Origin of the sequence: Paractinoplanes tereljensis (assembly GCF_016862435.1) — a bacterium.
In the GTDB taxonomy this organism is placed as follows: Bacteria; Actinomycetota; Actinomycetes; order Mycobacteriales; family Micromonosporaceae; genus Actinoplanes; species Actinoplanes tereljensis.
In genome coordinates this window covers 1-22174 of the sequence record NZ_BOMY01000036.1, presented here as the reverse complement: position 1 = coordinate 22174, position 22174 = coordinate 1, and the positions used below count along the sequence as shown (strand labels likewise).

Genomic DNA, 22174 nt, shown 5'->3' with positions numbered 1-22174 from the left:
CCTCACGGACCTCCGCGTCGCATGAGGTGGGGTGGTGCGGCCCCTGGACCAGGGCCGGGTCCAGGGGCCTGGGTCCTACTGGTACTGGTTGTCGAGCAGGCCGTTCACGTACTTCTCGATGTTGGTGTAGCCCGTCTTGTCGAAGTCGCCGGCGGCGTCGTTCGTCGACGGGTTCAGGCCGTACTTCGTTTCCCATGCGTCCGGCATGCCGTCCCTGTCGGTGTCGGTCTTTGCCGTGCCGCCGGCCAGCGTGCCGTAACCGTTGTTGGCCAGGCCGGTCGCGGTCTGGCTGGCCCACAGGTCGCCCTTGGTGCCCAGCGACGTCACGTCGGCCACGACCAGCTTGTCGACGTCGTCGCGCGGGACGGCGCCGGCCTTGGCGATCACGTCGGCGTAACCGGCCGCCGCGCCCAGCGTCGGGATCGCGGCGGTGTCGGCCGAGAACGGCGCGGTCAGCTCGGTGGCACCGCCCCGCACCGCGGCGGTGGCGCCGTTCAATTGACCGTCCTTGTTGCTGTCCAGCCAGTTGTCCTTGTTGTAGATCTGCTGGTTGCCGGTTTGGTAGTAGTAGTTCGAGGCGCTCGTGGTGCGCGGGCCGGTGATGAAGTAATTGCCGACCACGTCGTGCAGGAAGTGCCCGCTGGAGTTACCGGCGGTGTAACCGGCCTGGTAGTTGTAGACCACGTTGTTCACGAACTGGGTGTTGGCCTTGGCCAGCGGGTTGCGGTTGTGCGAGTTGGCCCAGAGGTTGCGCCACCAGGTGTACGGCCCGGTCTCGGTGTGCGCGCCGAATTGCTGGCCGATCGGGTTGGCGTCGATCGAGTACTGCACGGTGATGTTCGAGGCGCGCACGGCGTCGATGTTGTTCCACGCGCCGAACTCGATGGAGACGTGGTCGAAGATCAGGTTGCTGGCGTCCAGCCAGTTGAGGCCGCTGTTCTTCTGGTCCGCGTCCTCGGTGCCCATCCGGAACCGGAAGTTCCGGACGATCACGTTGGTACCGCTGTTGAACGACACCTCCCCGCCGCGCACGCCGATGCCGGCACCCGGCGCGGTCTGCCCGGCGATGGTGATGTTGCTCTTCACCAGCACCGTCGAGTTCAGGTCGATGTAACCGCCGACGTCGAAGACGACGATCCGGTTGTTGGCGCTGACCGCGTCCCGGAACGACCCGGAGCCGGTGTCGTTCAGGTTGGTGACGTGGTAGACCGTGCCGCCTCGGCCGCCGGTGGCTGCCGCCCCGACCCCGACCGCGGTCGGGAACGCCTTGACCGGTCCGGAGGGCGGCGGAACGGTGGTGGGCGCGGTCGTCGGCGGGGTGGTGGTCGGCGGAGCGGTGGTGGGGGTGGTGGTTGGCGGAACGGTGGTTGGTGTGGTGGTAGGCGCGTTGGTCGGGGTGGTCGGCGTCGTGGTTCCGGTGCAGGCCGTGCCGTTGAGGGTGAAGGCGGTCGGGACCGGGTTGGTGCTGGTCCAGGTGCCGTTGAAGCCGACGTCGACCGCCGCGTTGGTGGCGATGGCGGCGGTGTAATCGGCGTTGGTGGCGACGACCGTTCCCGAGGCCGGGCTGGCGGTGAAGCCCCACGACTGCGTGATGGTCTGCCCGGCCGGGAACGTCCAGCCGAGCTGCCAGCCGTTGATCGGGTCGCCCAGGTTCTTGATGGTGATGGCGGCGGTGAAGCCGCCGGTCCACTGCGAGCTGACCTGGTAGGTCACCTGGCAACCGGCGGCCGCCTGGGCGGTGGTGGCCACCGCGATCGACGCGACGACGGCGACCGAGGCGACGGCGCCGACGACCCATTTCTTTCGCTGCATCGTCGTCTCCCTAGACAATCGGGTTCCAGCCGTCGGTGCCGGCCAGGTACTTCTGCGGGGTGTAGGTCGCCGCCGCCGAGTCGCTCAGCTGCGGGCGGTTGCCGTTGGAGCCGGCGCCGGAACCGGTGTTCCTGTATTCGAAGAACCGGGCGTTCTGCCAGGTGTTCTCCGACATGTCGGTCCACGGCTGTGAGGTTTTGATGGTGGCGCTGAGGCTGCACTCGCGGAACACGACCTGGGCGGCCGGTCCCCACGGGCGGCCCAGCCCGGTCACGTTGTTCGCCGCGCCGGTGATCGTGGATTTGTAGAACAGAATTCCGTAGGTCAGGGAGGGGTCGGTGTTGGCCGCGGTGATCGGGCCGCCGGTGGAGCGCTTCTCGTAGATGTTCGAGTTGTGGAACACCGCCGAGGCGCCGCCGAAGATGAAGTCGACAGTGCCCTCGACGTACGAGTTCACGAAGTAGTGGCGGTAGTTGTTGACCAGAAGGGTGTCCTGGTTGCCGAGGAAGCGGACGTTGTTGAAGACCGCCCGGTCGCCGTTGACATTGACCGCGACCGCCTGGCTGCCCTCGCCGTAGTCGTTCGACATGGTCAGGTTGGTCGCGGCGAAGTCCTTGGCCTTGACGAACACGGTGGCGCTGTTCGAGGTGCCGTAGCCGCCGGCGTTGCTGTGGTTGTTCACGATCACTGTCTGGGCGGCGGCCGAGCCGAGGCCCTGCAGCGTGACGTACGGCTTGTTGACCGTCACGATCTCCCGGTAGGTGCCGGCCTTGATCGTGATGACCTGGCGGGCGGTGTTGGTGGCCGGCACCGCGTCGACCGCGGCCTGCACGGTCGTGTAGGTCCCGGTCCCGTCCTTGGCCACCGTGGGCCGAGCGGCCGGCGGGCTGGTGGTCGGCGGAACGGTGGTCGGTGCGGTGGTCGGCGGCGAGGTGGCGGGGGTGGTCGGCGGAGAGGTCCCGGGGGTGGTCGGTGCGGTGGTCGGCGTGGTGGTTCCGGTGCAGGCGGTTCCGTTGAGGGTGAAGGCGGTCGGGACCGGGTTGGTGCTGGTCCAGGTGCCGTTGAAGCCGACGTCCACCGATGACCCGGTGCCGATGGCGGCGGTGTAGTCGGCGTTGGTGGCTACGACCGCGCCCGAGGCCGGGCTGGCGGTGAAGCCCCAGGACTGGGTGATGGTTTGGCCGGCGGCGAAGGTCCAGCCCAGCTTCCAGCCGTTGATCGGGTCGCCCAGATTGCGGATGGCGATGGCGGCGGTGAAGCCACCGGTCCACTGCGAGCTGACCTGATAAGTCACCTGGCAGCCGGCGGCGGCCTGGGCGTTGGTGGCCACGGCGACGGACGCGACGACGGCCACGGACGCGGCGGCGGCCGCGCTGGCGGCGATCTTCCGCATCACGCGCTCGCGCAGGTCAGGGCCGGCGTCGAAGCCGTGCCGGTGGCGAGGAAACCGAACGTGGTCGAGGCCCCCGCGGCCAGCGCGCCGTTGTACGACTCGTTGGCCACCGTCACGGCCGTACCGCTGGTGGTGAGTTTGCCGTTCCAGACCTGGCTGATCGCCTGGCCGGAGGCCAGTGTCCACCGTGCCGCCCAGCCGCTGAGGGCCGCGCTGCCGGCTGTCACCGTCACCTCACCCTGGAAACCCCCGGCCCACGTATTGGTGGTCCGGTAGGTGGCGGTGCACACCCCGGAGGCCGGCGGCGTGGTGGTCGGCGACGGAGAAGGCGAGGTGGTGGGCGACGGAGAAGGCGAGCTGGTGGTGGGCGAAGGGGACGGGGAGGTCGTGGTGGGCGAGGGCGACATCGAAGAGAGCGGCGGGCTGCCCAGGGAGGCGTAGTCCAGGTACTCCTCGATGTTGCGGTAACCGTCGCCGTCCGCGTCGCCGTTGTGGTCGTCGACGCTCGGGTTCAGGCCGCTGGCTGTCTCCCACGCGTCCGGCATGCCGTCGCGGTCGGTGTCCCAGCCGCTCGGGGCGTTCACCTGGGCCGCGTTCCAGAGTGCGTTCCACTCGGTGGTGTTGGCGTTGTTGACCACCCCGCCGCTGGTCGAGCGGGTCTCGCTGACCACCCGGGTGTCGACCGCGTCGCGCGCCCACCAGAACGCGCCGGCCTGGTTCAGCACCCTGGGCAGCGAGGCGGACGCGGCCTCGGTGGTCATGTTGGGTACGTCGAAGCGGGTCGACCGATGGGTCGGGATGTCGGTGAACCGGTCCCAGGCGATGTCCACCCCGTTGGTCAGCGTGGAGTCACCGTCGTAGTCGGCCCGGTTCCCGGAGATGTAGGCGCTGGTGCCGGTCGCCCCGGTGTAGACCTCGGGGCTGCTCGCGTTCTGCCGCAGATAGGTGTTGCCGACGAAGTTGGCGTTGGCGAGCTGATTGTCGCCGCTGTAACCCTTGCCTTCGAAGACGACGTTGTTGCTCCACTCCACGTAGTTGACCGCGCCGGTCTCGTTGCCGAGCCGGGGCAGCCGGCTGAGGTGGTGGGCGAACAGGTTGTGGTGGTAGGCGATGTTGGAGCCGGTCACGTCGCTGCCGACCAGCGCGCCGTAACTGTGCCCCTTGTAGTTCAGCCCGTCCGACACGATCGCGTACTGCACCGACACCTGCCCGGCCGCGTCGCTGCTGCTGATCCCCTCGTCGTCGTGCCAGCTGACCGAGACGTGGTCGACGATCACGTTGTCACCGGTGATCCAGATGCCGTCGTTGGTCGCGGTCTCCGGGTTGGCCTGGTCCTTGCCGGGCCGGAACTTCACGTGCCGGATGATGACGTTCTTGCCGGTCACCTTGGTGGCCTGGCCCATGATCGTGATGCCCGGGCGGGGTGCGGTCTGGCCGGCGATGGTCAGGTTGCCGGCGTTGATGGTCAGCCAGCCCTGCCGGCCGGCGGGGGCGAGCTTGATGGTCCCGGCGACGTCGAAGACGATGGTCCGCCCGGTGCTGGGCGTGTTGTTGATCCCGTACCGCAGTGACCCGGCGGCCGGGCTGGTGGCGTTGTCGGTCAGGTTGGTGACGTGGTAGACGTCGCCGCCCCGGCCGCCGGTGGCATACATGGCCGGGCCGGCCGCGCCCGGGAAGGCCGCGACGGCGGCCGCGCTGGCCGGGTGGCTGGTGGCAACCAGCCCGGCGAGGACGAGGAGGCCGGCCGTCGCGGCGGCGGCCAATGATCGTGGTGAGGACATGTGGACCTTCCTTTGGGAGCGCTCCCACATCAGGGGGGACGAAGCCCTTCCTGCTAGTAGATGCCGGGAGCGCCCCCGGATAACACAGATTAAATTCACAAATTTCGATGAAGCGAATCCGACATATCTGGCCTTACGGGAGCCTAGGGTGGTCGGAGAGGGATTCATCGGAACGGGGGCGACGTGGCCGAGGCAGTCAAGGAAATCCGGGAATCAGCACCGGACCGGGTTCTCGGGTTGATGGTCGACGCACTGAACTCCCGCAAGGAGTCGGTCGACGGCGGCATCTGGGTGTCGCTGAGCGTGCGCGGCACGATGGTCTCCGGCGAGATCATCCCGCACTGGCAGTGGTTCGACGAGCAGACCACGCTGTTCGGCGAGGAGTCGCACGTGGCCTACTTCGCCTCGCTCATGAAGGAATCCCGCGACGAGCACGTCGCCCTGATGGACAAGGACGACTCGGAGCTCACCCCCGAGCAGCGCTGGGAACTGAACCAGCCGCCGGCCTTCATCCACCTGCGGCACGCCCGCACGTTCCTCCCGGAGCCCGTCCCGACCCGCGGCCACTACTGGCGCGGCCGCCTCGAGGACGTCTCCGGCTGGTCCTTCGGGGAGTTGCGCGGAGACGCCTAGCCTTTGAGGCCGGTGTGGGCCAGGCCCTCGATGAACTGGCGCTGGGCGATCACGAAGACGATCAGCACCGGGATCGCGGTCATCGACGCCGCCGACAGCTGGACGTTCCAGAGCTGGCCCTGATAGGGGTCGGTGAACTGGGTCAGCGCCTGCGGCAGCGTGAACATCGACTTGCTGGACAGGTAGACGATCGGTTCCAGGTAGAGGTTCCAGCTGGTCAGGAACGTGAAGATGGCGACCGCGCCGAGCGCCGGGCGAGCCAGCGGCAGGGCGATCCGGCGGAAGATGGCGGCCCGGCTCAGCCCGTCCATCCGGGCCGCCTCCTCCAACTCGACCGGCAGCGTGATGAAGAACTGCCGCATGATGAAGGTGGCCAGCACGCTTGGCGCACCGAAGATCGGCACCAGGATCAGCGGCCAGTGGGTGTCGATCAGCCCGAGCGAGTTGAAGATCCGGAACAGCGGGACGATCGTCACCTCGCTCGGAATCAGCAGGCCGGTCAGCACGACCAGGAACAGCGCGTTCTGCCCGCGGAACCGGATCCGGGCGAACGCGTACCCGGCCATCGACGCCACCACCAGCGTGCCCAGGGTGACCACCACGGCGATGTAGGCGCTGTTGAAATACTGCCGCGCGAACGGCTGCATGGTGAAGACGTCGTGCCAGGCCGCGAATGACGCGTGGTGCGCCCACAAATCACGGCCGAAGATGTCGGCGTTCGGCTTCAGCGAACTGGTCACCATCCACCAGGTCGGGAAGACGAAAGGAACGCAGAGGACGAGCAGGATCCCGTACCCGAAGGTCTTAGCTCTCATGGAAGACCCACCTCTTGCGAAGCTGCCACTGGACGGCGGTGAGCGCGAGCACGATCAGGAACAGCAGCACCGACAGGGTGGCGCCGTAACCGAACGCGTGGAACTGGAACGCCTGCTGGTACAGGTAGTAGACGAGCACCGTGGTGGACGTGCCCGGCCCGCCCTCGGTGAGCACCGCGATCTGCGCGAAGACCTGCAGTGACCCGACCACCGTGATGATCGAGGTGAGCAGGATCGTCGTGCTGATCAGCGGCAGCGTGATCCGGCGGAACACGGTCCACGGGCTGGCGCCGTCGGTGCGGGCCGCCTCGTACAGCTCCTGCGGCACCCCCTGCAGGGCGGCCAGGAACAGCACCATGTTCAGCCCGACGTTCTTCAGCACCTGCACCACGATCACCGCGGCCATCGCGGTGCCACCGGACCGCAGCCAGTTCGGCCCGTCGATGCCGGCGGCGTCCAGGAACGAGTTGATGCCGCCGTTGTCCTGCAGCATGAACCGCCACACGATGGTCCAGGCGACAAGCGACACCACCACCGGGGAGAAGAACAGCACCCGGAAGACGGTGGTGCCGCGCAATTTCTGGTTGAGCAGCACGGCCAGCAGCAGCGCCAGGCTGAGGTTGACCACGACCAGGCCGGCCGAGAAGAACAGCGTCGCCAGCAGCACCTTGGGCACGTTCGGGTCGTCGGCGAGCTGCCGGTAATTGTCGGCGCCGGTGAAGGTGAACGTGTTCGCCAGCACGTTCCACTCGTGCAGGCTGTACCAGAACACCAGCACGAGGGGGACGAGGACGAAGGCGACCGTCCCGGCCAACTGCGGCGCGATGAACGCGTACGCGGTCAGCCGGTCTTGTCGCCTTATCGCCTTTGTCATTTAGCCAGCACCGGCTGGATTGCCGTGCACACGCTCTTCAGGACCGCGGGCACGTCCGCGTCGGCCTTCCACATCGGGTCCAGCGCCGACCGCACCGCCTGGTTGATCTGGGCGTTGTCGGCGTGACTGGGCTTGACCACGCCGTTGGAGATGCCGTCGATCACCACGCTCTGCAGCTGTTCTTTGCTGAGCAGCGGGTTGGACTTGGCCAGGGTGTCGGCGGTGAGCTGCGGGGTGCGCGGCGGCGGGAAGAACTGGGCGAGCTTGGCCGAGTTGGCGTCGCTGGTGAAGAACTTCAGGAAATCCTTGGCCGCGTCGACATGCTTACCCTGCTTGAGTACGCCGACCCCGCCCTGCCCGATCACCGAGTACTTTCCCGTCGGGCCGGTCGGCAGCGGCACCAGGTCCCATGTGAACTTGCCGTCCTTGAGCAGCGAGGCCCGGGAGATCTGGGTGATGGTCATCGCCGATTCGCCGGCGAAGAAGTCGGCCGCGACACCCGGGCCGGGGATCGCCTTCTTGGTGAAGATCGCCTGGTGGATGAAGGTCATCGCGTCGACCATCGGCTGCTGGTCGAAGCCGCAGGTCTTACCGTCGTCCGACCAGGCCTGGGCGCCCCAGCCGTCGAAGATCGGCGCGAGGTTGGTCCAGTCCTTGTACTCGAAGTCGCGGGGGACCAGCCCCTGCTTGCCGGTCTTGGCGGCGGTCGCGGCGGCCACCGCGATCGCGTTGTCCCAGGTCCAGTCGGCCCCGCTGGGCAGCTTCTGCCCAGCGGAAGCGAGCAGGTCGGTGTTGACGAAAACCCCGAAAGGCGAGGTCGAGAACGGGTACGCGATCAGCTTGCCGTCCTGCTTCCACAGTGCGGTGGCGCTCGGCGCGAGCTCGGCCGGGTTCTCGATCGCGTCGTCGAGCGGGACGAGCGCCCCGGAGGAGACGAAGTCGGGCGCCGAACCCTCCAGGATCCAGGCCAGGTCGGGCGGGTTGCCGCCGGCGAGCTGGGTGGTCAGCGTGGTGGTGTACGTGTCGACCGGCAACGCGTCGAACTTGACCGTCACGTCCGGGTGGGCCGCGGTGTAGTCGGCCGCGATCTGGGTGAACAGCTTGACGTGCGCCTCGTTCGCCGACCAGGTGGTCATCCGCAGGGTGACCGGACCGTCGGACGAGGAATCGCCGCCGCCACAGGCCGCGACCGAACCGAGCAGGACTATCGAGGCGAAGGCCGCCCTCAGCTTCATGGGGGATGTCCTTTCAGTAACCGCTGATGTCGGGCCAGCGCAGCTCGACGCCGTCGGTGCTCAGGCGTTGCTGAAAATCGGCCAGCAGGGCCGGGTTGTCGCGGACCGCGCGCGGGGAGCAACCGCGGTCCAGGCAGAAGGCGGCGAGCGCGCCCGCCACCTCGCCGACGTTCCACTCGACCGGGTGCAGCCGGTGGGATCCGTTGGTGATGTGCGTGGTGCCGATGTTCTTGCCGGCCGGGAGCAGGTTTTCCACCCGCTGCGGCAGAAGCGCGCCGAGCGGGATCTCGAACGGGCAGGAGCCCACGTCGATGTAGTTGTCGCCGCCGGTCGACGGGTGCAGGTCGATGCGGTACATGCCGACCCCGATCGAGTCGGGATGCGACACCGCGCCCTTGTCCCCGCGGACGGCGAGCGAGAGGTCCTGCTCGACGATCGTGTACTCGGCCCGGATCCGGCGTCCTTCCCGGATGTACGGGGCCATCGCCAGCCCGTCGTCGCCGCCGGTCACGTCGCCGCGCAGCCGCAGCCCGGGGAAGCCGGTGCCGCCGTCGGCCCGGGGTGCCTCGGTCTGCAGCCAGTACAGGACGCTTCGGGACAGGCCGCGCGCTCGTTCGATGTGCGTGGTGGCGTCCGGCACGTCCACGATCGGCGCCTCGAAGTAGTCGATCATCGGCCAGTTGACCAGGCAGATGTCGCTCTCGTAGGCGCCTTCGGTGAAGTTGTCCCGGGCCGCGATGCGCCGGAACGTCCACAGGTTGCCGTCGCCCGGGTTGCGCCGCTGGTCGGCCTGCACCAGCCCCGGGTCGTCGCCCGGATTGGGGGTGAAGCCGCGGGTGGAGAGTTCCAGCGTGCGTGGGTTGGGGGTCTGCCAGGAGAGCATCTTGGCGCCCCAGAACGGCGGTTGATAGTCGCGCCAGAAGGCGTAATCCCGCGGGCGGTCGATGGTGTGGTCGCCGTCGACGTGATCGACCGCGAAGCAGACCGAGAACGCCTGCATGTTCGTGGGGTCGGCGCGGTCCGGGGCACTCGGTTCGCCGGTCTCGTCGGCGGACTCGAAGCCGGTCACGTACTCGGTCCCGGTCAGCGGCAACAGCTCGCCGGTCTCGGTCGCGTCCAGGATGTACGGCCCGGTGAGGGCGATTTGTCCGGACTCAGTGGAAACCGTCACCGAGGTGACCCTGTCCCCGTCCACCGTGGCGGCCACCGGGGTGGCCGGTTGGAGCACGGTGAGCCGACCGGACGCACGGTAGGGCGCCAGCATGGATTCCAGAACCGCCACGGCGACCCGCGGCTCATGGCAGAGCCGACTCACGTGACCAGCGCCCGGATTGAGGGTTCTATCCAAAAGGGCCCGGGACGTGAGCGGATAGTGCTGCCGGTAATAGGAGCGAATCCCGTCGCGCAGCGAGCGGTAACTGGCCGTGACCCCGAACTGCTCGACCCAGCTGTGCTCGTCCGGCGGCACCGCCTGACTGGTCAGCTGCCCGCCGAGCCAGGCGAACTCCTCGGTCAGCAGCACCGACCGCCCGGCCCGCAGCGCGGCCAGCGCCGCCGCCACCCCGCCCAGCCCGCCGCCGATGACCACCACGTCGGCCCGAAGCTCACGCACGGGCCACCGCCAGCGTCGACCCGGCCACCGGTTCGCACGGCAGAATGCGCTGCTCACCGGGCTGGCCCTCGAGAATCGCGGCCAGCACCTCGACCGCCTGCCAGCCCATCTCCCGGCGCGGAATCCGAAAACCGGTGAGATCCAGGTCGGTCGGCGCGCTGCGGGTCGGATCACCCAGGGCCACGAACGACAGATCCTCCGGTACGCGCAGACCGCGCTCGGCCGCCTGCGCCGCCAGTGCCACCCCGTCGGCGTACTCCTCGACGAACACGCAGGTCGAGTCGGTGACGAGGATGGCGTCGAGGTCGGGCGCGGCCAGGCGGCTGCCGTGGGGGCCGGCCGCCGCGCTGAAGCCGCGCCAGCGATCGGCGTGCGACTCCGGCCCGTCGGGGCCTTCGCCCACGTAGACCAGCCGCTGGTGTCCGAGCTCGATCGCCGCCCGGACCTGGGCCGCGGTCGCGCCCGGGTAGTCGGCGCCCACATAGGGGACCGGCCCGCCGGCGTCGTCGCGGCGGCCGACGCTCACGAACGGCTGCCCCTCGGCCAGCAGCCGGGTCAGCTCGGCCGGGTCGAGCCACTGACCGAGCAGGACGCACCCGTCGGCCAACCGCAGCCGGTTGTCCTGGTGGAAGATGCGGCGCCGGCCGTCGATGACCGGCGCGCTGGTGAACAGCAGCAGGTCGCAGCCGATCCGCTCGGCGCACTCCTCGATGCCGACCAGGAACGGGTGGTAGAAGTCGCCCATCCCGGCCGGGAAGACCGACTCGTAGGTGAAGACGCCGAGGATCTGGTTGTGCCGGGCGGCGAGGCGGCGGCCGATCGGGTCGGCCACATAGCCGGTGCTGCGGATCGCCTCCAGCACCCGCTCGCGGGTCTCCGGGGCGATCCGCACGTCGCCCTCGGCCCGCCCGTTGAGCACCAGCGACACCGTGGCCTGGCTGACGCCGGTCATCCGGGCGATGTCCTGCTGGGTCACGCGTCTCGACACCGTTCGGCCCCCTTTTTGCAGTGGTGATACGCATTAGTTACGTGCGGATCACATCGTGCGGTGGCAGATCGGCGAGAGTCAAGGACTAATAGGTATTAGCAGGCAAGTAATTCGTATTAGCAGGTCGAACCCCCGGGTGGCGGTCGCGCCCGGATCGGGGCATGGTCACAGGCATGAGATTTTCTCGTGCGTGGCGGTCCGGTTCCGGGGCGGTGGTGCTCGGGGTGACCCTCGCCCTGCTCGCGGCCTGTGATGGATCGTCATCGTCGTCATCCGAGGGCGCGTGGCAGGGCGGGCCGTCGTCCTCGGCCGGCCCGTCGGCCGCGGGATCCGCATCGCCGGCGGTGACCGGGAAGCCGGTGCACGTCCGGCTGCTGGAGGGCGACGGATCCACCTGGGGCGTGGGCATGCCGATCATCGCCTACCTGTCCACCAAGATCACCGACGCGCACGCCTTCGCCGCGGCGACCACGGTCACCGTCAACGGCGAACCGGCGCAGGGTGCCTGGTTCTTCCAGAACTCCGCGATCTACCGCGGTTATCCCCTCGAAGCCCACTACCGCACCGAGAAGTACTGGCCGGCCCACGCCAAGATCCATATGGACCTGGCCGCCAAGGGACAGTCGGCCGGGGAGGGGCTGGTCTACGACAACAGCCTGACCCTGGACATGTCGACCGGCGCCGCCAACATCAGCAAGATCGACGGCAAGACCAAGCGGATGATCGTCACGTCGGACGACAAGCAGGTGTTCGACTTCCCGGTCTCGCTCGGCAAGGCGAGCACCCCCACCTTCGGCGGGGTCAAGGTCGTGATGGAGAAGGACCGGGTCCAGCGGATGACCGGGGCCGGGTACGACCTGAAGGTGCCCTGGTCGGTGCGGATCACCAACTCCGGCGAGTTCGTGCACGCGGCCAGCTGGAACGGCGGCAACATCGGGCAGCGCAGCACCTCGCACGGCTGCACCAACCTCACCGTGGCCGACGCCCAGAAGTTCTTCAACTTCGCCCAGGTCGGCGACGTGACCGTCTTCACCGGCACCGGCGGGCCGACCATGCCCAGCTGGGACGGTTACGGCGACTGGAACCTGCCGTGGAGCACCTGGCAGGCCGGCGGTCTGTTCAAGACGAGCTGACGTCCCGGGCGGGTGGCGAGCCACCCGCCCGGTTTTACCTCAGTAGGCGTTGATGATCGTCTGCGAGATCCCACTGCCGGTGGCGCCGGTTGCGGTCACCCGCAGCGAGACGGTGCCGTCCTTGGGCACGTCGGCCCGGAACGTGTCGGCACCGGCTCGGGACACCGCGGCGGGCTGCCAGGTCGCGCCGCCGTCGAGCGACGTGTCCACCGTGAACGCGGTGACCGCTTGTGGGCGTACCCCCTGGGCCTGCCGGACCACGAACGTCGCCGCACCGGAGGGCAGGGGTTGATTTGCCGCGTCCAGCGGCAATTGGTAGTCGACCGCGAGCAGCGGCAGGGGAGCGTGGCCGGTGCCGGACGGGCCGGTGGACCGGAACGTCCAAGAGGTGGAGATGCGGGTCGACAGCGGGATGGCCCGGCTGGCGTCGACGTCGTAGGTAAGCCGGTAGTTCCCGGTGTCCTTCGGAACCGCGAAGTCGGCGATCGAATCGGTCGCCGTGCCCAGGACGCGGCCGTCCCGGGTGAGCGTGAGCGTGCGGTCGAGGTCGAGGCCCCAACCGCCGGACAGGCAGTCGAAGCGCTGGTGCTGGTCGGTCAGGGTGACCAGTTCGACGTGGATGTTTCCGCTGGTCCGGCCGGGGGCGGCGGGCTCGCAGCCACTCTTGGAGCCGTTCGGATCGTCGTACCAGTCGGAGCGCAGCGGCTGCCGCACCCAGGTCTTGCTCTGCCGGCTGCCCGGCGCGTAGTGGGCGATGCCCTCCTGGGTCACCGTTTCGTTCCAGAACGCCTCGTCGACCCAGCCGTACCCGGGCGTCACGTAGTCGGTGCGGTCCCCGCTGACCTCGTAGGTGGTGTTCTCGGCGAGGAACTCGCCGTCCGGGCTCAGGCCGTAGCGCTTGTGGCCGGTCACCGGGTCGGGCATGTCCAGGCGGTAGAAATGCTGGTCGATCCGGGCCAGGCGGGCCTGCTCGGCCGGGGTCACCCGGTAGACCGGGTCGGCGGGCAGGGCGTTGCCGGCGCGGATCAGGTCGTAGTGGCGGCCGGGCGCGTCCAGGCCGAACGCCGAGTAGACCCGGAAGTCACCCACCCCGGCACCGTCGCTGGGCAGCACATAGACGTTGCCCGTCTTGGCCGGCTCGCCCCACAGGAAGGCGAAGTCCGACCAGGTCGGGCCGCGCCGCCCGGTCTGCAGGTAGGTCAGGCCGAGCGAGCTCGTCCCGGTCGCCACCCCGTCGACGCTCGCGCCGAGCCGGTTGGCCTTGGACAGGTCGAACTTCACCGTCGTGTCGGCGCCGATCACCACGTCCGGGTCACCGGCCATCGCGGCCCGCTCGTCGGAGAAGTCGTCGGTGAACGCGTCGAAGGCGGCCATCACGCTGTACCGGCCGGCCGGAACCCGCACGGTCAGGGTGTCGCCCGGGTCGCCGTAGACGCCGGTGGCGAAGACGGCCGGGTCGTCGATGTTGACCACCTGCACCGACACCCAGCCGAGCGCGCCCTCGGGGGTGCCGGGGATCGGGCTGGTCGCGATCGTCAGGTCGTAGCTGGGCGGCTCGACGTAGAAGGTCACCGGGGTGCGCGTGGTCTCGGTGCTGACCAGGGCCGTCCACAGGCCGGGGGCGAGCCGCGCCTTGTCGATGTTCAGGGTCAGGCTGCCGGTGGCGCCCGGGGCCAGCCGCAGCGTGCCGGCCGACAGGGTGACCGCACCGGCCGGGGCCGCGCCGCCGTTGTGGTCGGTCGTCGTCACGCCGACCTTTGTTTCTTTGACAGAAGAGCCGGTGTTGGTCCAGCTCAGATCGGGGGCGGCGACCACGCCGGAGAGGGGACGGGCCACGTCGAGGCGGCCGGCTCCCACGGCGTACGCGTCAAATGCCGGAACCGGATCGGCGGCCCCGACCAACGCGGCTTTGATCTTTGCGCCGGTCCAGTCGGGGTGGCGCTGCGCGAGAACCGCGGCGGCCCCGGCCACGTGCGGGGTGGCCATCGACGTGCCGGAGGAGGCCACGTAGTTCGCGTCGATCGGCGTGCCCATCATGGTGCCGGCGGCGCGGGCCGCGACGATGTCCACGCCCGGCGCGGCGATCTCCGGCTTGCCGGCGTGGGTGTTGATCAGCGGACCGCGGCTGGAGAACTCGGCCACCGCGTCGTGGCTGTCGACCGCGCCGACAGTCAGCGCGTCAGCCGCCGCACCCGGCGCGGAGACCGTGCCGTCGGCCGGGCCGTCGTTGCCGGCCGCGACCACGAACAGCGCGCCGGTCTGCTCGCTCAGCGCGTCGACCGCCAGCGACAGGGGATCGGTGCCGTCGCTGGGCTCGAACCCGCCGAGGCTCATGTTGACCACGTCGGCGCGGCTCGCGGCCCACTCCATACCCGCGATGACCTGCGCGTCCGTCCCGTACCCGTAGTCGTCGAGCACCTTGCCGATGGCCAGCCGCGCCCCCGGGGCCACCCCGCGCCGGGCACCGTGCGAGGCCGCACCGGTGCCGGCGATCGTCGCGGCGACGTGTGTGCCGTGCCCGAAGTGGTCGACCGCGTCACCGCCGTCGACGGTGAAGTCCATCGTCTCGGCGATCTGCCCGGCGAGGTCCGGGTGGGTGGCGTCGACGCCGGTGTCCAGCACGGCGACGGTGGTGCCCCGGCCGGTGTAGCCGGCCGACCAGGCCTGCGGGGCGGCGATCTGCCGCAGATTGGGGTCGATCGGCGTCGCGGTCGCGCGGACCCGGCGATCGAGCCAGATCTTCGGCGTCTGGTTATTCGAGCGGGCGATCTCCGCGCGACCGGCCAGCGACGCTAGCAGCGCCGGCCCGGCCGACTTCGCCCGCCGCCCGGCCACCGCCGCGATGCTCGGCAGCGTGCGGGCCCCGCTCAGCCCCGCGGTGAGCGGGTCACCCGCGAGCCGGGCCACCGACCCACCCGGCCGCACGATCAGCGGCAGGTCCCGGGTGCGCGCGTCGTCGTAGCCGTCCGCGATCAGCGCGGTCACGTCGAACAGCGCCGGGTCGAGCTGCTTGCCGACCAGCGGCGCGACCCGCCCCGGCACGACGTGCACATGCCCGTCCGGCGTACAGGACCGGTGCATGATCCCGCTCTTGGCAACGGGCCGCACGGTAACGGCCGCACAGCCACTGCCGGTAGTGCGCACGGTAACGACGTCCCCGGTCAGCAGAGTCACGGTATAGCCCCGGCCGGCGGGTCTTTCCTCAGCTCTTTCCGCAGCCGCCGAGCTGACGCCCGGCACCCCCAGCGAAGCGATCAAAATCCCAACAGCAGGCAGCATCCGAATCATCGACACATTCACACGTCTTAGTCGTGTTCGGGCGTCCGTCCGGTTGCCTCCCGCGCCTATTCCGCGAGGTATCTGTCCCAGTCGGGTCCGTCCCCCGAAGCGCCGGGGGTGATGTCTTCACCGACTGACCTCTGCCGGATACCGTCGGCCCAGGCGGCTGCCCAGATCTGCGGATCCTGCACGTCGGCCTCGGACAGGCCGTAGTCGAAGAAATGACGATCGTCGCGCAATTCGATCGCGCCGAGGCGGTCCATCAGGTCCGCCAGGGAGAACCCGCGCCGATGACAGCTTGGACGCGGTGGCGAGGTCCAAGTCGCGGGACGGGCGTTGGGTGAGTTGGTGGGCGCTGATCGCGTATCCACCGGCTAGGACCAGGCCAAGGTCGTCTCCCGCGTCGAACGCGATCCGGGCCAGCCGCTGGTGCAGCGGGTCCATCGGTCAGGCCGCGGCCAGCTGCGGAAGGCGGGATTCCCAGACGCTGATCAGATTTCGTGCGGTCAGCCGCCGGACGCTCGGCCAGTCCGCGACCAGGTGCTGCGGATTCACCCATCGGGCGATGTCCGCACGCCGACCTTCGCCGAGCAGCGTGGTGTAAAGAGTGAGCCGCTCACGGTCGTCACCAACGTCGAACCGAGGGTCACCGGACCAGTACAGCCGGTTCGGTAGCTCGACCACACCGCTCGCCGGGCCGATCAGTTCGTCCCACTCCGGGATCCGATCTGAGACCTGCCCGGCCATGGCCAGCGCCTGGTTGATGCTCATGCGGACCAGTATCCCACCAAGCGGGCGTGAACACTTTCCCGTCAACGGTGAAGTACGGGTGTGATGCACCTGGAGAGACGACGAAGACGGGTCTGGTGGTGAGATGGTGGCGCAGCCGGGCACTACGGGCTTGGACACGGATGCCTTCCTCATCGAGCGGGAATTCACCGCCATCTTTGACCGGCACTATCGGAACATCTACGCGTACGTGGCTCGGCGGCTCGGGCCGGATCTGGCCGAGGACGTGGCGTCCGAGACCTTTCTGATCGCCTTCGACCGGCGGCACAGTTACGACCCGGCGCGCGGGGACGCGCGGCCCTGGTTGTACGGGATCGCCTCCAACCTGGTCGCCCGGCACGTCCGGGCCGAGTCGCGGCGGTATAGGGCGATGGCCCGGGCCGGCGCCCACGAGCTCGGCGGCCTCGAACATGACGACGCGGTGGCCGGGCGACTGGACGCGGCGGCCGTCCGCGGGAAGCTCGCCAAGGCCCTGGCCCGGCTGCCCGAGCCGGTGCGCGCGGTGCTGCTCCTGGTCGCCTGGGCCGGGCTCAATCAGCAGGAGGCCGCGGTGGCCCTGGGCATTCCGGCCGGCACCGCCAGATCCCGGTTGCACCGGGCCCGACAAGAGATGCGGCAGGCGCTCGGCGCCGATATCGAGGTGGACGAATGATGGACGAGATCAGCATCCTGCGGGAGACCTTCGAGCCCGACCCGGTGCCGTCGGCCGAGGCGGAACAGCGGGCCCGCGCGGCCCTGCTCGGGCGGATGGCCGCGCCGAGCCCGGTGCGGCGGCACTTCTCCTGGCGGCTGAGCATCCCGATCACCGCCGCCGTCGCGACCGCGGTCGTCGTGGCCTTCGCGGTCAGCATCGGCGGGCAGGCGGCGCCGACCGGCCCGTCAGTGTTGCCGCAGCCGTCCACTTCCTTGGACAAATCGGAAAAGTCGTTGCCCTATCTCCAACCGGCCAGCGCCGCCCAGGTCCTGGAGAACGCGGCTTGGACGGCCGAGCAGGAGCCCTGGGTGGAACCACGCCCGGACCAGTTCATGTACGTCGAGACGCTGGAGATGCGCAACAAGGCGGCGTACGAGAACAAGTACCCGAACGGCGCGCTGGTGCCCGGCAAAGCCGCGTACCGCAAGATCCAGAGCTGGCAGCGCATCGACGGCCAGATCATCGCGCGGACCCGGAACACCGGCAAGATCGAGGTGTTCAAGCAGACCAAGACCCAGATGTTCGCCTTCATCCCGTGGTCGCAGATCCTCAAGCTGACCACGCCGGAAGCGATCGTCGCCTTCCTCGACCACCCCGAGGGCGGGGTCGCTCAGGAGCCCGGCGCGCTCGCCGGAACGTACGTTCTGCCGCCCAACGTCAAGGCCGCCATCTACCGCTACCTGGCCCAGCAGCCGGGCATGAAGGTCAACCCGGACGCGGTCAACCTGGACGGCCGGCCGGCGATCGGGCTGGGCCGGGTCGAGGAGGGCTACCTGTCCCGGCAGCTCCTCTTCGACCCGAAGACGTACACGCTGATCGGTGACCGGATGGTCGCGGTCAACGACGAGAAGGGCAGCGGCGACGGCCGGAAGGGCGACCTGTACCGCCAGGTGATCTACACGAAGATGGTCATCGTCGACAAGATGGGCGACACGGCCTGAGTCAGGCCAGCAGCTCCCACTCGGCCAGCTGGGTCTCGGCGGCGCCGTGGTTCGCGGTGATCTGCAGGCGGTACCGGGAGTAGGCGGTGGTGTTCGCGATGACGAACGCCCGGGTCTGCCGGCGGTCGCTGAAGTCGAGGCCGCTACGAGTGTCCAGAGTGGTCCAGGTGGTGCCGTCGGTCGAACCCTGCAGCGTCCAGCTGCGCGGGTCTCGGCCGGCGGCGTCGTTGGCCGAGGTCAGCGTGTACTGCTTGACGGCCGCGGCGGTCGGCAGGGCGTACTCCAGGGTGGCGGTGTTCTGGAAGGTCAGCCACTTGGTCAGGGACGTGTCGTCGACCAGGGCGGTGCGGGCCTCGTTGGGGGCGTTCTCGCCGCTCGCGGTGAGCGTGCCACCGGTAGCGCGGTCGGTAAGCGGACGGGGGACCGCGCTGCCGGTGGTGATCGACGACGGCACGTCGTTCGTGCCGGTGCCCCAGGTGGACGGGTTGGGGCCCATCACGAAGCTGAGGGTGCCGCCGGCCAGCAGATCGGCGTGGGTCAGGTAGTTCTTGGTGTACGCGACGCCGTTCAGGGTGGCGCTCTGGATGTAGCGGTTGGTGTCGCTGACCGCGGGTGCCTCGACCGTGAAGGTGCGGCCGTTCTCCAGGGTGACCGTGGCCTTCGGGTTCAGCGGTGCGCCGATCGTGTAGTCGGTGCTGCCCATCCGGGCCGGGTAGAAGCCGAGCGCGCTGAACACGTACCACGCCGACATCTGGCCGTTGTCCTCGTCGCCGAGGTAGCCGCCGCCGTTGCCGGCCCCCGAGCCGTACAGCTTGGTCAGCACGTCCCGGACGTGGGTCTGGGTCTTGGCCGGGGTGCCGGCGTAGTTGTACATGTAGAGCATGTGGTGGATCGGCTCGTTCGGGTGCGCGTACTGACCCATGTTGGTGTCGTAGGCCTCGCGCATCTCGTGGATGACCCCGCCGTACCCGCCGACGTTGTAGTCCCGGGACGCCGCGAACACCGAGTCGATCTTCGCGGCCAGTTGGGCTCGGCCGCCGTACAGATTGGCCATTCCCTGCGGGTCCTGCGGCGCCGGGGTGGCGTAGTGCCAGGGCGCGCCCTCGGTGAATTCGTAACCCCAGGCGTTGGGCTGGAATGCCGAGTCGACGGTGCGCCAGGAGCCGTTGCTCTGCTTGCCACGGAAGAAACCGACCGACGACGAGTAGAGATTGGCGTAATCCAGCGCCCGGTTCTGGAAGTAATCGGCGTCCTCGGCATAGCCGAGAGCCCGGCCGAGCTGCGCGATCCCGAAGTTGTTGTTGGCGTCCTCGAGCGTCCAGGACGCCGATTCGCCGAGCACATCACTCGGCACATAATGCTTGAAGGTCGACACCTCGACCGCCTTGCGGCCCTTCGACCCCGATCCGGAGTAGACGGTCGCGTTCTTCACCATCGACGCGTACGCCGCCTGGTAATCGAAATTCCGGACCCCCTTGACGTACGCGTCGGCGAACGCCAGGTCCTGATTCGTGCCGACCATGATGTCGATGTAACCGGGGCCGGACCAGCGCGCGGTCCAGCCACCGTTCTTGAAGCCATTGACAAAACCATCAAGCATTTCGCCCGTACGGGTGGGGGAGAGCAACGTGTAGAGCGGCCACACCGCCCGTGCCGTGTCCCAGAAACCGTTGTTCACGTACATCTGGCCGTCGTGCACCGCGTTGTCGTACGGGCTGAAGTACTTGCGCACCCCGCCGACCATCTCCGACATGTTGTTCGGGTACATGAACGCGCGGTACATGTTCGAGTAGAACGTGGTCAGCCGGTCAGCCGACGCGCCCTCGATCCGCACCTTCCCGAGCGCGGCATCCCAGACGGCGGCGGCCTCTTCCCGTACGGCATCGAAGGTCTTTGTTCCGACCTCCTGGCCGAGGTTCGCGGTGGCCTGCGCGACGCTGATGTACGAGGTGGCCATCTTGAGGGTTACCTGCTCGTTCGCCGCGGTGGCGAACCGGATCCAGTTGGTCACGCCCTGCCCGCTGACGCTGCCGGTCGCCGCGATCGCCTTGTCCACGGTCGCCGAGAAATAGAGCCGCGGCCCCTTGTGGTCGACATATCCGGTGATCGTGCGCCCGGCCGCGTCGACGCTCATCGAGCCGCCGACCTTGTCGATCGTGTCGAAGACGATGACCGCCTCCGAGGTGGCCGGATATTTGAAGCGCAGCACGCCGGCGTGATCGGTGGGCGTCATCTCGGCGGTGATCCCGTAGGTGTCGAGCTGGGTCTTGTAGTAATGCGCGTTGGCCACTTCGTTGGCGTGGCTGAACGTCGACTTGCGGGCGTCCGGCGTCGTCTTCACCGCACCGGTCATCGGCATCACCTGCAGTGCGCCGTAGTCACCGATCCACGGGCTCGGCTCGTGGCTGATCCCGAAGCCCTGCACGGTGGTCGCGCTGTATTGGTATAGCCAGCCGTCATTGTTCCCGTTGGTGATCGGCGTCCAGAAGTTGAACCCGTTCGGCACGGTCGTGCCCGGGAACGTGTTGCCCCGCGAGTAACTCGAATCGGAGTTCGACCCGCGCCGGGTGTCGACCAGATCGGACAGTCGGGTGGCCGGCGCGGCCGCGGTGATCGCGAGATCGTCGAGATATCCGCGGAACGTCCCGGTGCTGGCCGGCTGGTCATAGCCGATCAGAATCCGGTCGATGGTCCGCCCGGCGACGTAGTCACCGATCGCCGAGGAGACGTAATTCCACCTGTCAAAGCCAAGAACCGACCCGCTGCCCTGAAACGTCGGATGCAGCCGAACCCCGTTCTGATCGACCGCCCCCGAATCCTTCAGCCGGCTCCCATCGGTGAAAACGAGGTCAACGGCAACGTCCAGATGCCCACCGGATTGCGGATAGATCCAGTAGGAAAGCGTGCTGGAGGCGGAAACCGGAAGATCAACATCAAAGATCCGGTTGTACGCGTACGACGTGACAGCACTCTGATCGTTGCCGGAGTACATGAGCGCGGCGGTCCCGGTGTGCGCGGTTTCGTTGCGAGTCCCGCTCTCCATCGTGGTCAGTCCGCAGCAGTAGCCACCGACCCCGGCGCTGGATTCCGCGAGGTTGGCGCTCGGCTGCGGATCGCCGGACTCGAAGCCGGTGCTGAAGTCGCCGGCCGCGGCGTTCGCCGGGGCGGCGACGGCAACGCCCAGGCCGATGGTCAACAGGAGAGTGGCGAGTATGCGCATCGGTGGACCTGCCGTTCCCGAGTCCGTGACAACGATGTCAAGCGTTTCGGAATCGTAAACAAACCTATGGAAGACCGTCAATGGTCCGGGTGCTTGACGTATCCATCTGTGTCGATTAGACCGGTCAGGTGCCCAAATATCGTCTGCCTGCCCTGCTGGTGATCGCCCTCGTCGCCGGGCTCGGCCTCGGCCTCTCCGATCCCGCGGCGGCGTCCGCGAGCGCGCCGTCGCCGACCGACCCGACCGCCGGCCCGTGCGCCTACACGCCGACGCCCGACGAGCCGGCCGCCCGCCCGGTCCGCCTCCCACCCGACCCGCGGCACACGCCCGAGCACGGCAAGGTCCGGGTAGTGCTGCGCACGAATCTGGGCGCGATCCCGCTGGAGCTGGACCGCTCCGAGGCGCCGTGCACGGTGCAGAGCTTCCTGCACCTGACCCGAAGCCGGTTCTACGACCGCACGATCTGCCACCGCCTGACCGCGTATCCCACGCTCTCAGTCCTGCAGTGCGGCGACCCCTCGGGCACCGGCGAGGGCGGCCCGGGTTACCGCTACCGAGACGAACTCCCGACCAACCTGCCACCCGCGCCGACGGACCCGACCGGCGCCCGCAAGGTCTACGCCCGGGGAGTCCTGGCCATGGCGAATGCCGGCCCCGACACCAACGGCAGCCAGTTCTTCCTGGTCTACGCGAATTCAGCGCTACGCCCGAACTACACCATCTTCGGCGAGATAGCCCCCACCGGCCTACGCACCCTGGACCGAATCGCCGCCGGCGGCGTGACTCCCACCCCCGAGGACCCGGCCCCGCTGGACGGCCCCCCGGCCCTGACCACCAAAATCCTCACCGCCCGCCGCCACTGACCCCCTCGCCGCGATCATGTGGACCTCCCGCACGGACCGACCAGCAATCCCACAAGATCGCGGCGCAGTGGCCGCCCCCGGGCCGTGGGCGCGGCCGGGCCGGTGGTTGGTT

At 68.8% G+C, this 22174-nt stretch carries 17 protein-coding genes and 1 pseudogene; 5 read left to right on the top strand and 13 right to left on the bottom strand.

The window, feature by feature from the left end; translation table 11 throughout:
* Positions 1–75: 75 nt before the first annotated feature.
* From Ate02nite_RS27855 to Ate02nite_RS48990, 3 genes are read right to left on the bottom strand one after another with little or no spacing between them, the layout of a single operon-like run.
* A complete protein-coding gene (locus Ate02nite_RS27855) occupies positions 76–1812 on the bottom strand; it encodes a cellulose binding domain-containing protein (RefSeq protein WP_203810763.1) in 1737 nt (578 codons plus the stop codon).
* Positions 1813–1822: 10 nt separating this feature from the next.
* Positions 1823–3205: a pectinesterase family protein gene (locus Ate02nite_RS27850; RefSeq protein ID WP_203810761.1), complete on the bottom strand. Its 1383-nt coding sequence runs from the start codon at positions 3203–3205 to the stop codon at positions 1823–1825.
* Positions 3205–4986 (bottom strand): cellulose binding domain-containing protein, encoded by a 1782-nt coding sequence (locus Ate02nite_RS48990; RefSeq protein WP_239147746.1) that lies wholly within the window; start codon positions 4984–4986, stop codon positions 3205–3207. The genes Ate02nite_RS27850 and Ate02nite_RS48990 overlap by 1 nt, the downstream gene beginning before the upstream one ends.
* A gap of 183 nt (positions 4987–5169) precedes the next feature.
* Here Ate02nite_RS48990 and Ate02nite_RS27840 point away from each other — a divergent pair, with 183 nt between their 5' ends.
* A complete protein-coding gene (locus tag Ate02nite_RS27840; RefSeq protein ID WP_203810759.1) occupies positions 5170–5619 on the top strand; it encodes a GvpU-like protein in 450 nt (149 codons plus the stop codon).
* On the opposite strand, the gene Ate02nite_RS27835 is transcribed toward Ate02nite_RS27840, so the two are convergent.
* The 5 genes from Ate02nite_RS27835 to Ate02nite_RS27815 are packed head-to-tail and all read right to left on the bottom strand — an operon-like array spanning position 5616 to position 11143.
* Positions 5616–6434: a carbohydrate ABC transporter permease gene (locus Ate02nite_RS27835; RefSeq protein WP_203810757.1), complete on the bottom strand. Its 819-nt coding sequence runs from the start codon at positions 6432–6434 to the stop codon at positions 5616–5618. The two genes, Ate02nite_RS27840 and Ate02nite_RS27835, sit on opposite strands and share 4 nt — an antisense overlap.
* Positions 6424–7308 (bottom strand): carbohydrate ABC transporter permease, encoded by an 885-nt coding sequence (locus Ate02nite_RS27830; RefSeq protein WP_203810755.1) that lies wholly within the window; start codon positions 7306–7308, stop codon positions 6424–6426. The genes Ate02nite_RS27835 and Ate02nite_RS27830 overlap by 11 nt, the downstream gene beginning before the upstream one ends.
* Positions 7305–8543 carry an ABC transporter substrate-binding protein gene (locus tag Ate02nite_RS27825; RefSeq protein ID WP_203810753.1) on the bottom strand — a complete coding sequence of 413 codons (1239 nt, stop codon included), beginning with the start codon at positions 8541–8543 and terminating at the stop codon, positions 7305–7307. The genes Ate02nite_RS27830 and Ate02nite_RS27825 overlap by 4 nt, the downstream gene beginning before the upstream one ends.
* A 13-nt stretch (positions 8544–8556) precedes the next feature.
* Entirely contained in the window at positions 8557–10155 is a 1599-nt protein-coding gene (locus Ate02nite_RS27820) for an FAD-dependent oxidoreductase (RefSeq protein ID WP_203810751.1), read from the bottom strand.
* Complete coding sequence (locus tag Ate02nite_RS27815) at positions 10148–11143, bottom strand: LacI family DNA-binding transcriptional regulator (protein ID WP_239147745.1); 996 nt, start codon at positions 11141–11143, stop codon at positions 10148–10150. Before Ate02nite_RS27815 ends, Ate02nite_RS27820 begins: the two co-directional genes overlap by 8 nt.
* 173 nt (positions 11144–11316) lie before the next feature.
* On the opposite strand from Ate02nite_RS27815, the gene Ate02nite_RS27810 reads away from it, so the two are divergent.
* Positions 11317–12276 (top strand): L,D-transpeptidase, encoded by a 960-nt coding sequence (locus tag Ate02nite_RS27810; protein WP_203810749.1) that lies wholly within the window; start codon positions 11317–11319, stop codon positions 12274–12276.
* Positions 12277–12315: 39 nt separating this feature from the next.
* Here the strand turns inward: Ate02nite_RS27810 and Ate02nite_RS27805 are convergent, their stop codons facing one another.
* The 4 genes and pseudogenes from Ate02nite_RS27805 to Ate02nite_RS27795 form a co-directional block, all read right to left on the bottom strand.
* Positions 12316–15450, bottom strand: a complete 3135-nt coding sequence (locus tag Ate02nite_RS27805) for a S8 family serine peptidase (RefSeq protein ID WP_239147744.1) — start codon at positions 15448–15450, stop codon at positions 12316–12318.
* A 170-nt stretch (positions 15451–15620) separates the two neighbouring features.
* Positions 15621–15818, bottom strand: a complete 198-nt coding sequence (locus Ate02nite_RS48985; RefSeq protein WP_239147743.1) for a hypothetical protein — start codon at positions 15816–15818, stop codon at positions 15621–15623.
* A gap of 34 nt (positions 15819–15852) precedes the next feature.
* Positions 15853–15999: pseudogene (locus Ate02nite_RS49850) on the bottom strand (nucleotidyl transferase AbiEii/AbiGii toxin family protein); the annotation flags it as partial.
* Between the two features lie 3 nt (positions 16000–16002).
* Positions 16003–16326: a hypothetical protein gene (locus Ate02nite_RS27795; RefSeq protein WP_203810743.1), complete on the bottom strand. Its 324-nt coding sequence runs from the start codon at positions 16324–16326 to the stop codon at positions 16003–16005.
* Between the two features lie 130 nt (positions 16327–16456).
* On the opposite strand from Ate02nite_RS27795, the gene Ate02nite_RS27790 reads away from it, so the two are divergent.
* A complete protein-coding gene (locus Ate02nite_RS27790; RefSeq protein ID WP_239147742.1) occupies positions 16457–16996 on the top strand; it encodes an RNA polymerase sigma factor in 540 nt (179 codons plus the stop codon).
* Positions 16993–17979: a CU044_5270 family protein gene (locus tag Ate02nite_RS27785; RefSeq protein WP_203810739.1), complete on the top strand. Its 987-nt coding sequence runs from the start codon at positions 16993–16995 to the stop codon at positions 17977–17979. The genes Ate02nite_RS27790 and Ate02nite_RS27785 overlap by 4 nt, the downstream gene beginning before the upstream one ends.
* 1 nt (position 17980) lies before the next feature.
* On the opposite strand, the gene Ate02nite_RS27780 is transcribed toward Ate02nite_RS27785, so the two are convergent.
* Entirely contained in the window at positions 17981–21199 is a 3219-nt protein-coding gene (locus Ate02nite_RS27780; protein WP_203810736.1) for a GH92 family glycosyl hydrolase, read from the bottom strand.
* Between the two features lie 128 nt (positions 21200–21327).
* On the opposite strand from Ate02nite_RS27780, the gene Ate02nite_RS27775 reads away from it, so the two are divergent.
* Entirely contained in the window at positions 21328–22062 is a 735-nt protein-coding gene (locus Ate02nite_RS27775; protein ID WP_203810733.1) for a peptidylprolyl isomerase, read from the top strand.
* Positions 22063–22174: the final 112 nt, after the last annotated feature.

Excerpts from the sequence above, each read along its gene's own strand:
- Ate02nite_RS27810 (WP_203810749.1), top strand. The coding sequence starts at position 11,317 with ATGAGATTTTCTCGTGCGTGGCGGTCCGGTTCCGGGGCGGTGGTGCTC.
- Ate02nite_RS48990 (WP_239147746.1), bottom strand. The coding sequence starts at position 4,986 with ATGTCCTCACCACGATCATTGGCCGCCGCCGCGACGGCCGGCCTCCTC.
- Ate02nite_RS27795 (WP_203810743.1), bottom strand. The coding sequence starts at position 16,326 with ATGAGCATCAACCAGGCGCTGGCCATGGCCGGGCAGGTCTCAGATCGG.
- Ate02nite_RS27850 (WP_203810761.1), bottom strand. The coding sequence starts at position 3,205 with ATGCGGAAGATCGCCGCCAGCGCGGCCGCCGCCGCGTCCGTGGCCGTC.
- Ate02nite_RS48985 (WP_239147743.1), bottom strand. The coding sequence starts at position 15,818 with ATGGACCGCCTCGGCGCGATCGAATTGCGCGACGATCGTCATTTCTTC.
- Ate02nite_RS27830 (WP_203810755.1), bottom strand. The coding sequence starts at position 7,308 with ATGACAAAGGCGATAAGGCGACAAGACCGGCTGACCGCGTACGCGTTC.
- Ate02nite_RS27835 (WP_203810757.1), bottom strand. The coding sequence starts at position 6,434 with ATGAGAGCTAAGACCTTCGGGTACGGGATCCTGCTCGTCCTCTGCGTT.
- Ate02nite_RS27825 (WP_203810753.1), bottom strand. The coding sequence starts at position 8,543 with ATGAAGCTGAGGGCGGCCTTCGCCTCGATAGTCCTGCTCGGTTCGGTC.
- Ate02nite_RS27785 (WP_203810739.1), top strand. The coding sequence starts at position 16,993 with ATGATGGACGAGATCAGCATCCTGCGGGAGACCTTCGAGCCCGACCCG.
- Ate02nite_RS27780 (WP_203810736.1), bottom strand. The coding sequence starts at position 21,199 with ATGCGCATACTCGCCACTCTCCTGTTGACCATCGGCCTGGGCGTTGCC.
- Ate02nite_RS27855 (WP_203810763.1), bottom strand. The coding sequence starts at position 1,812 with ATGCAGCGAAAGAAATGGGTCGTCGGCGCCGTCGCCTCGGTCGCCGTC.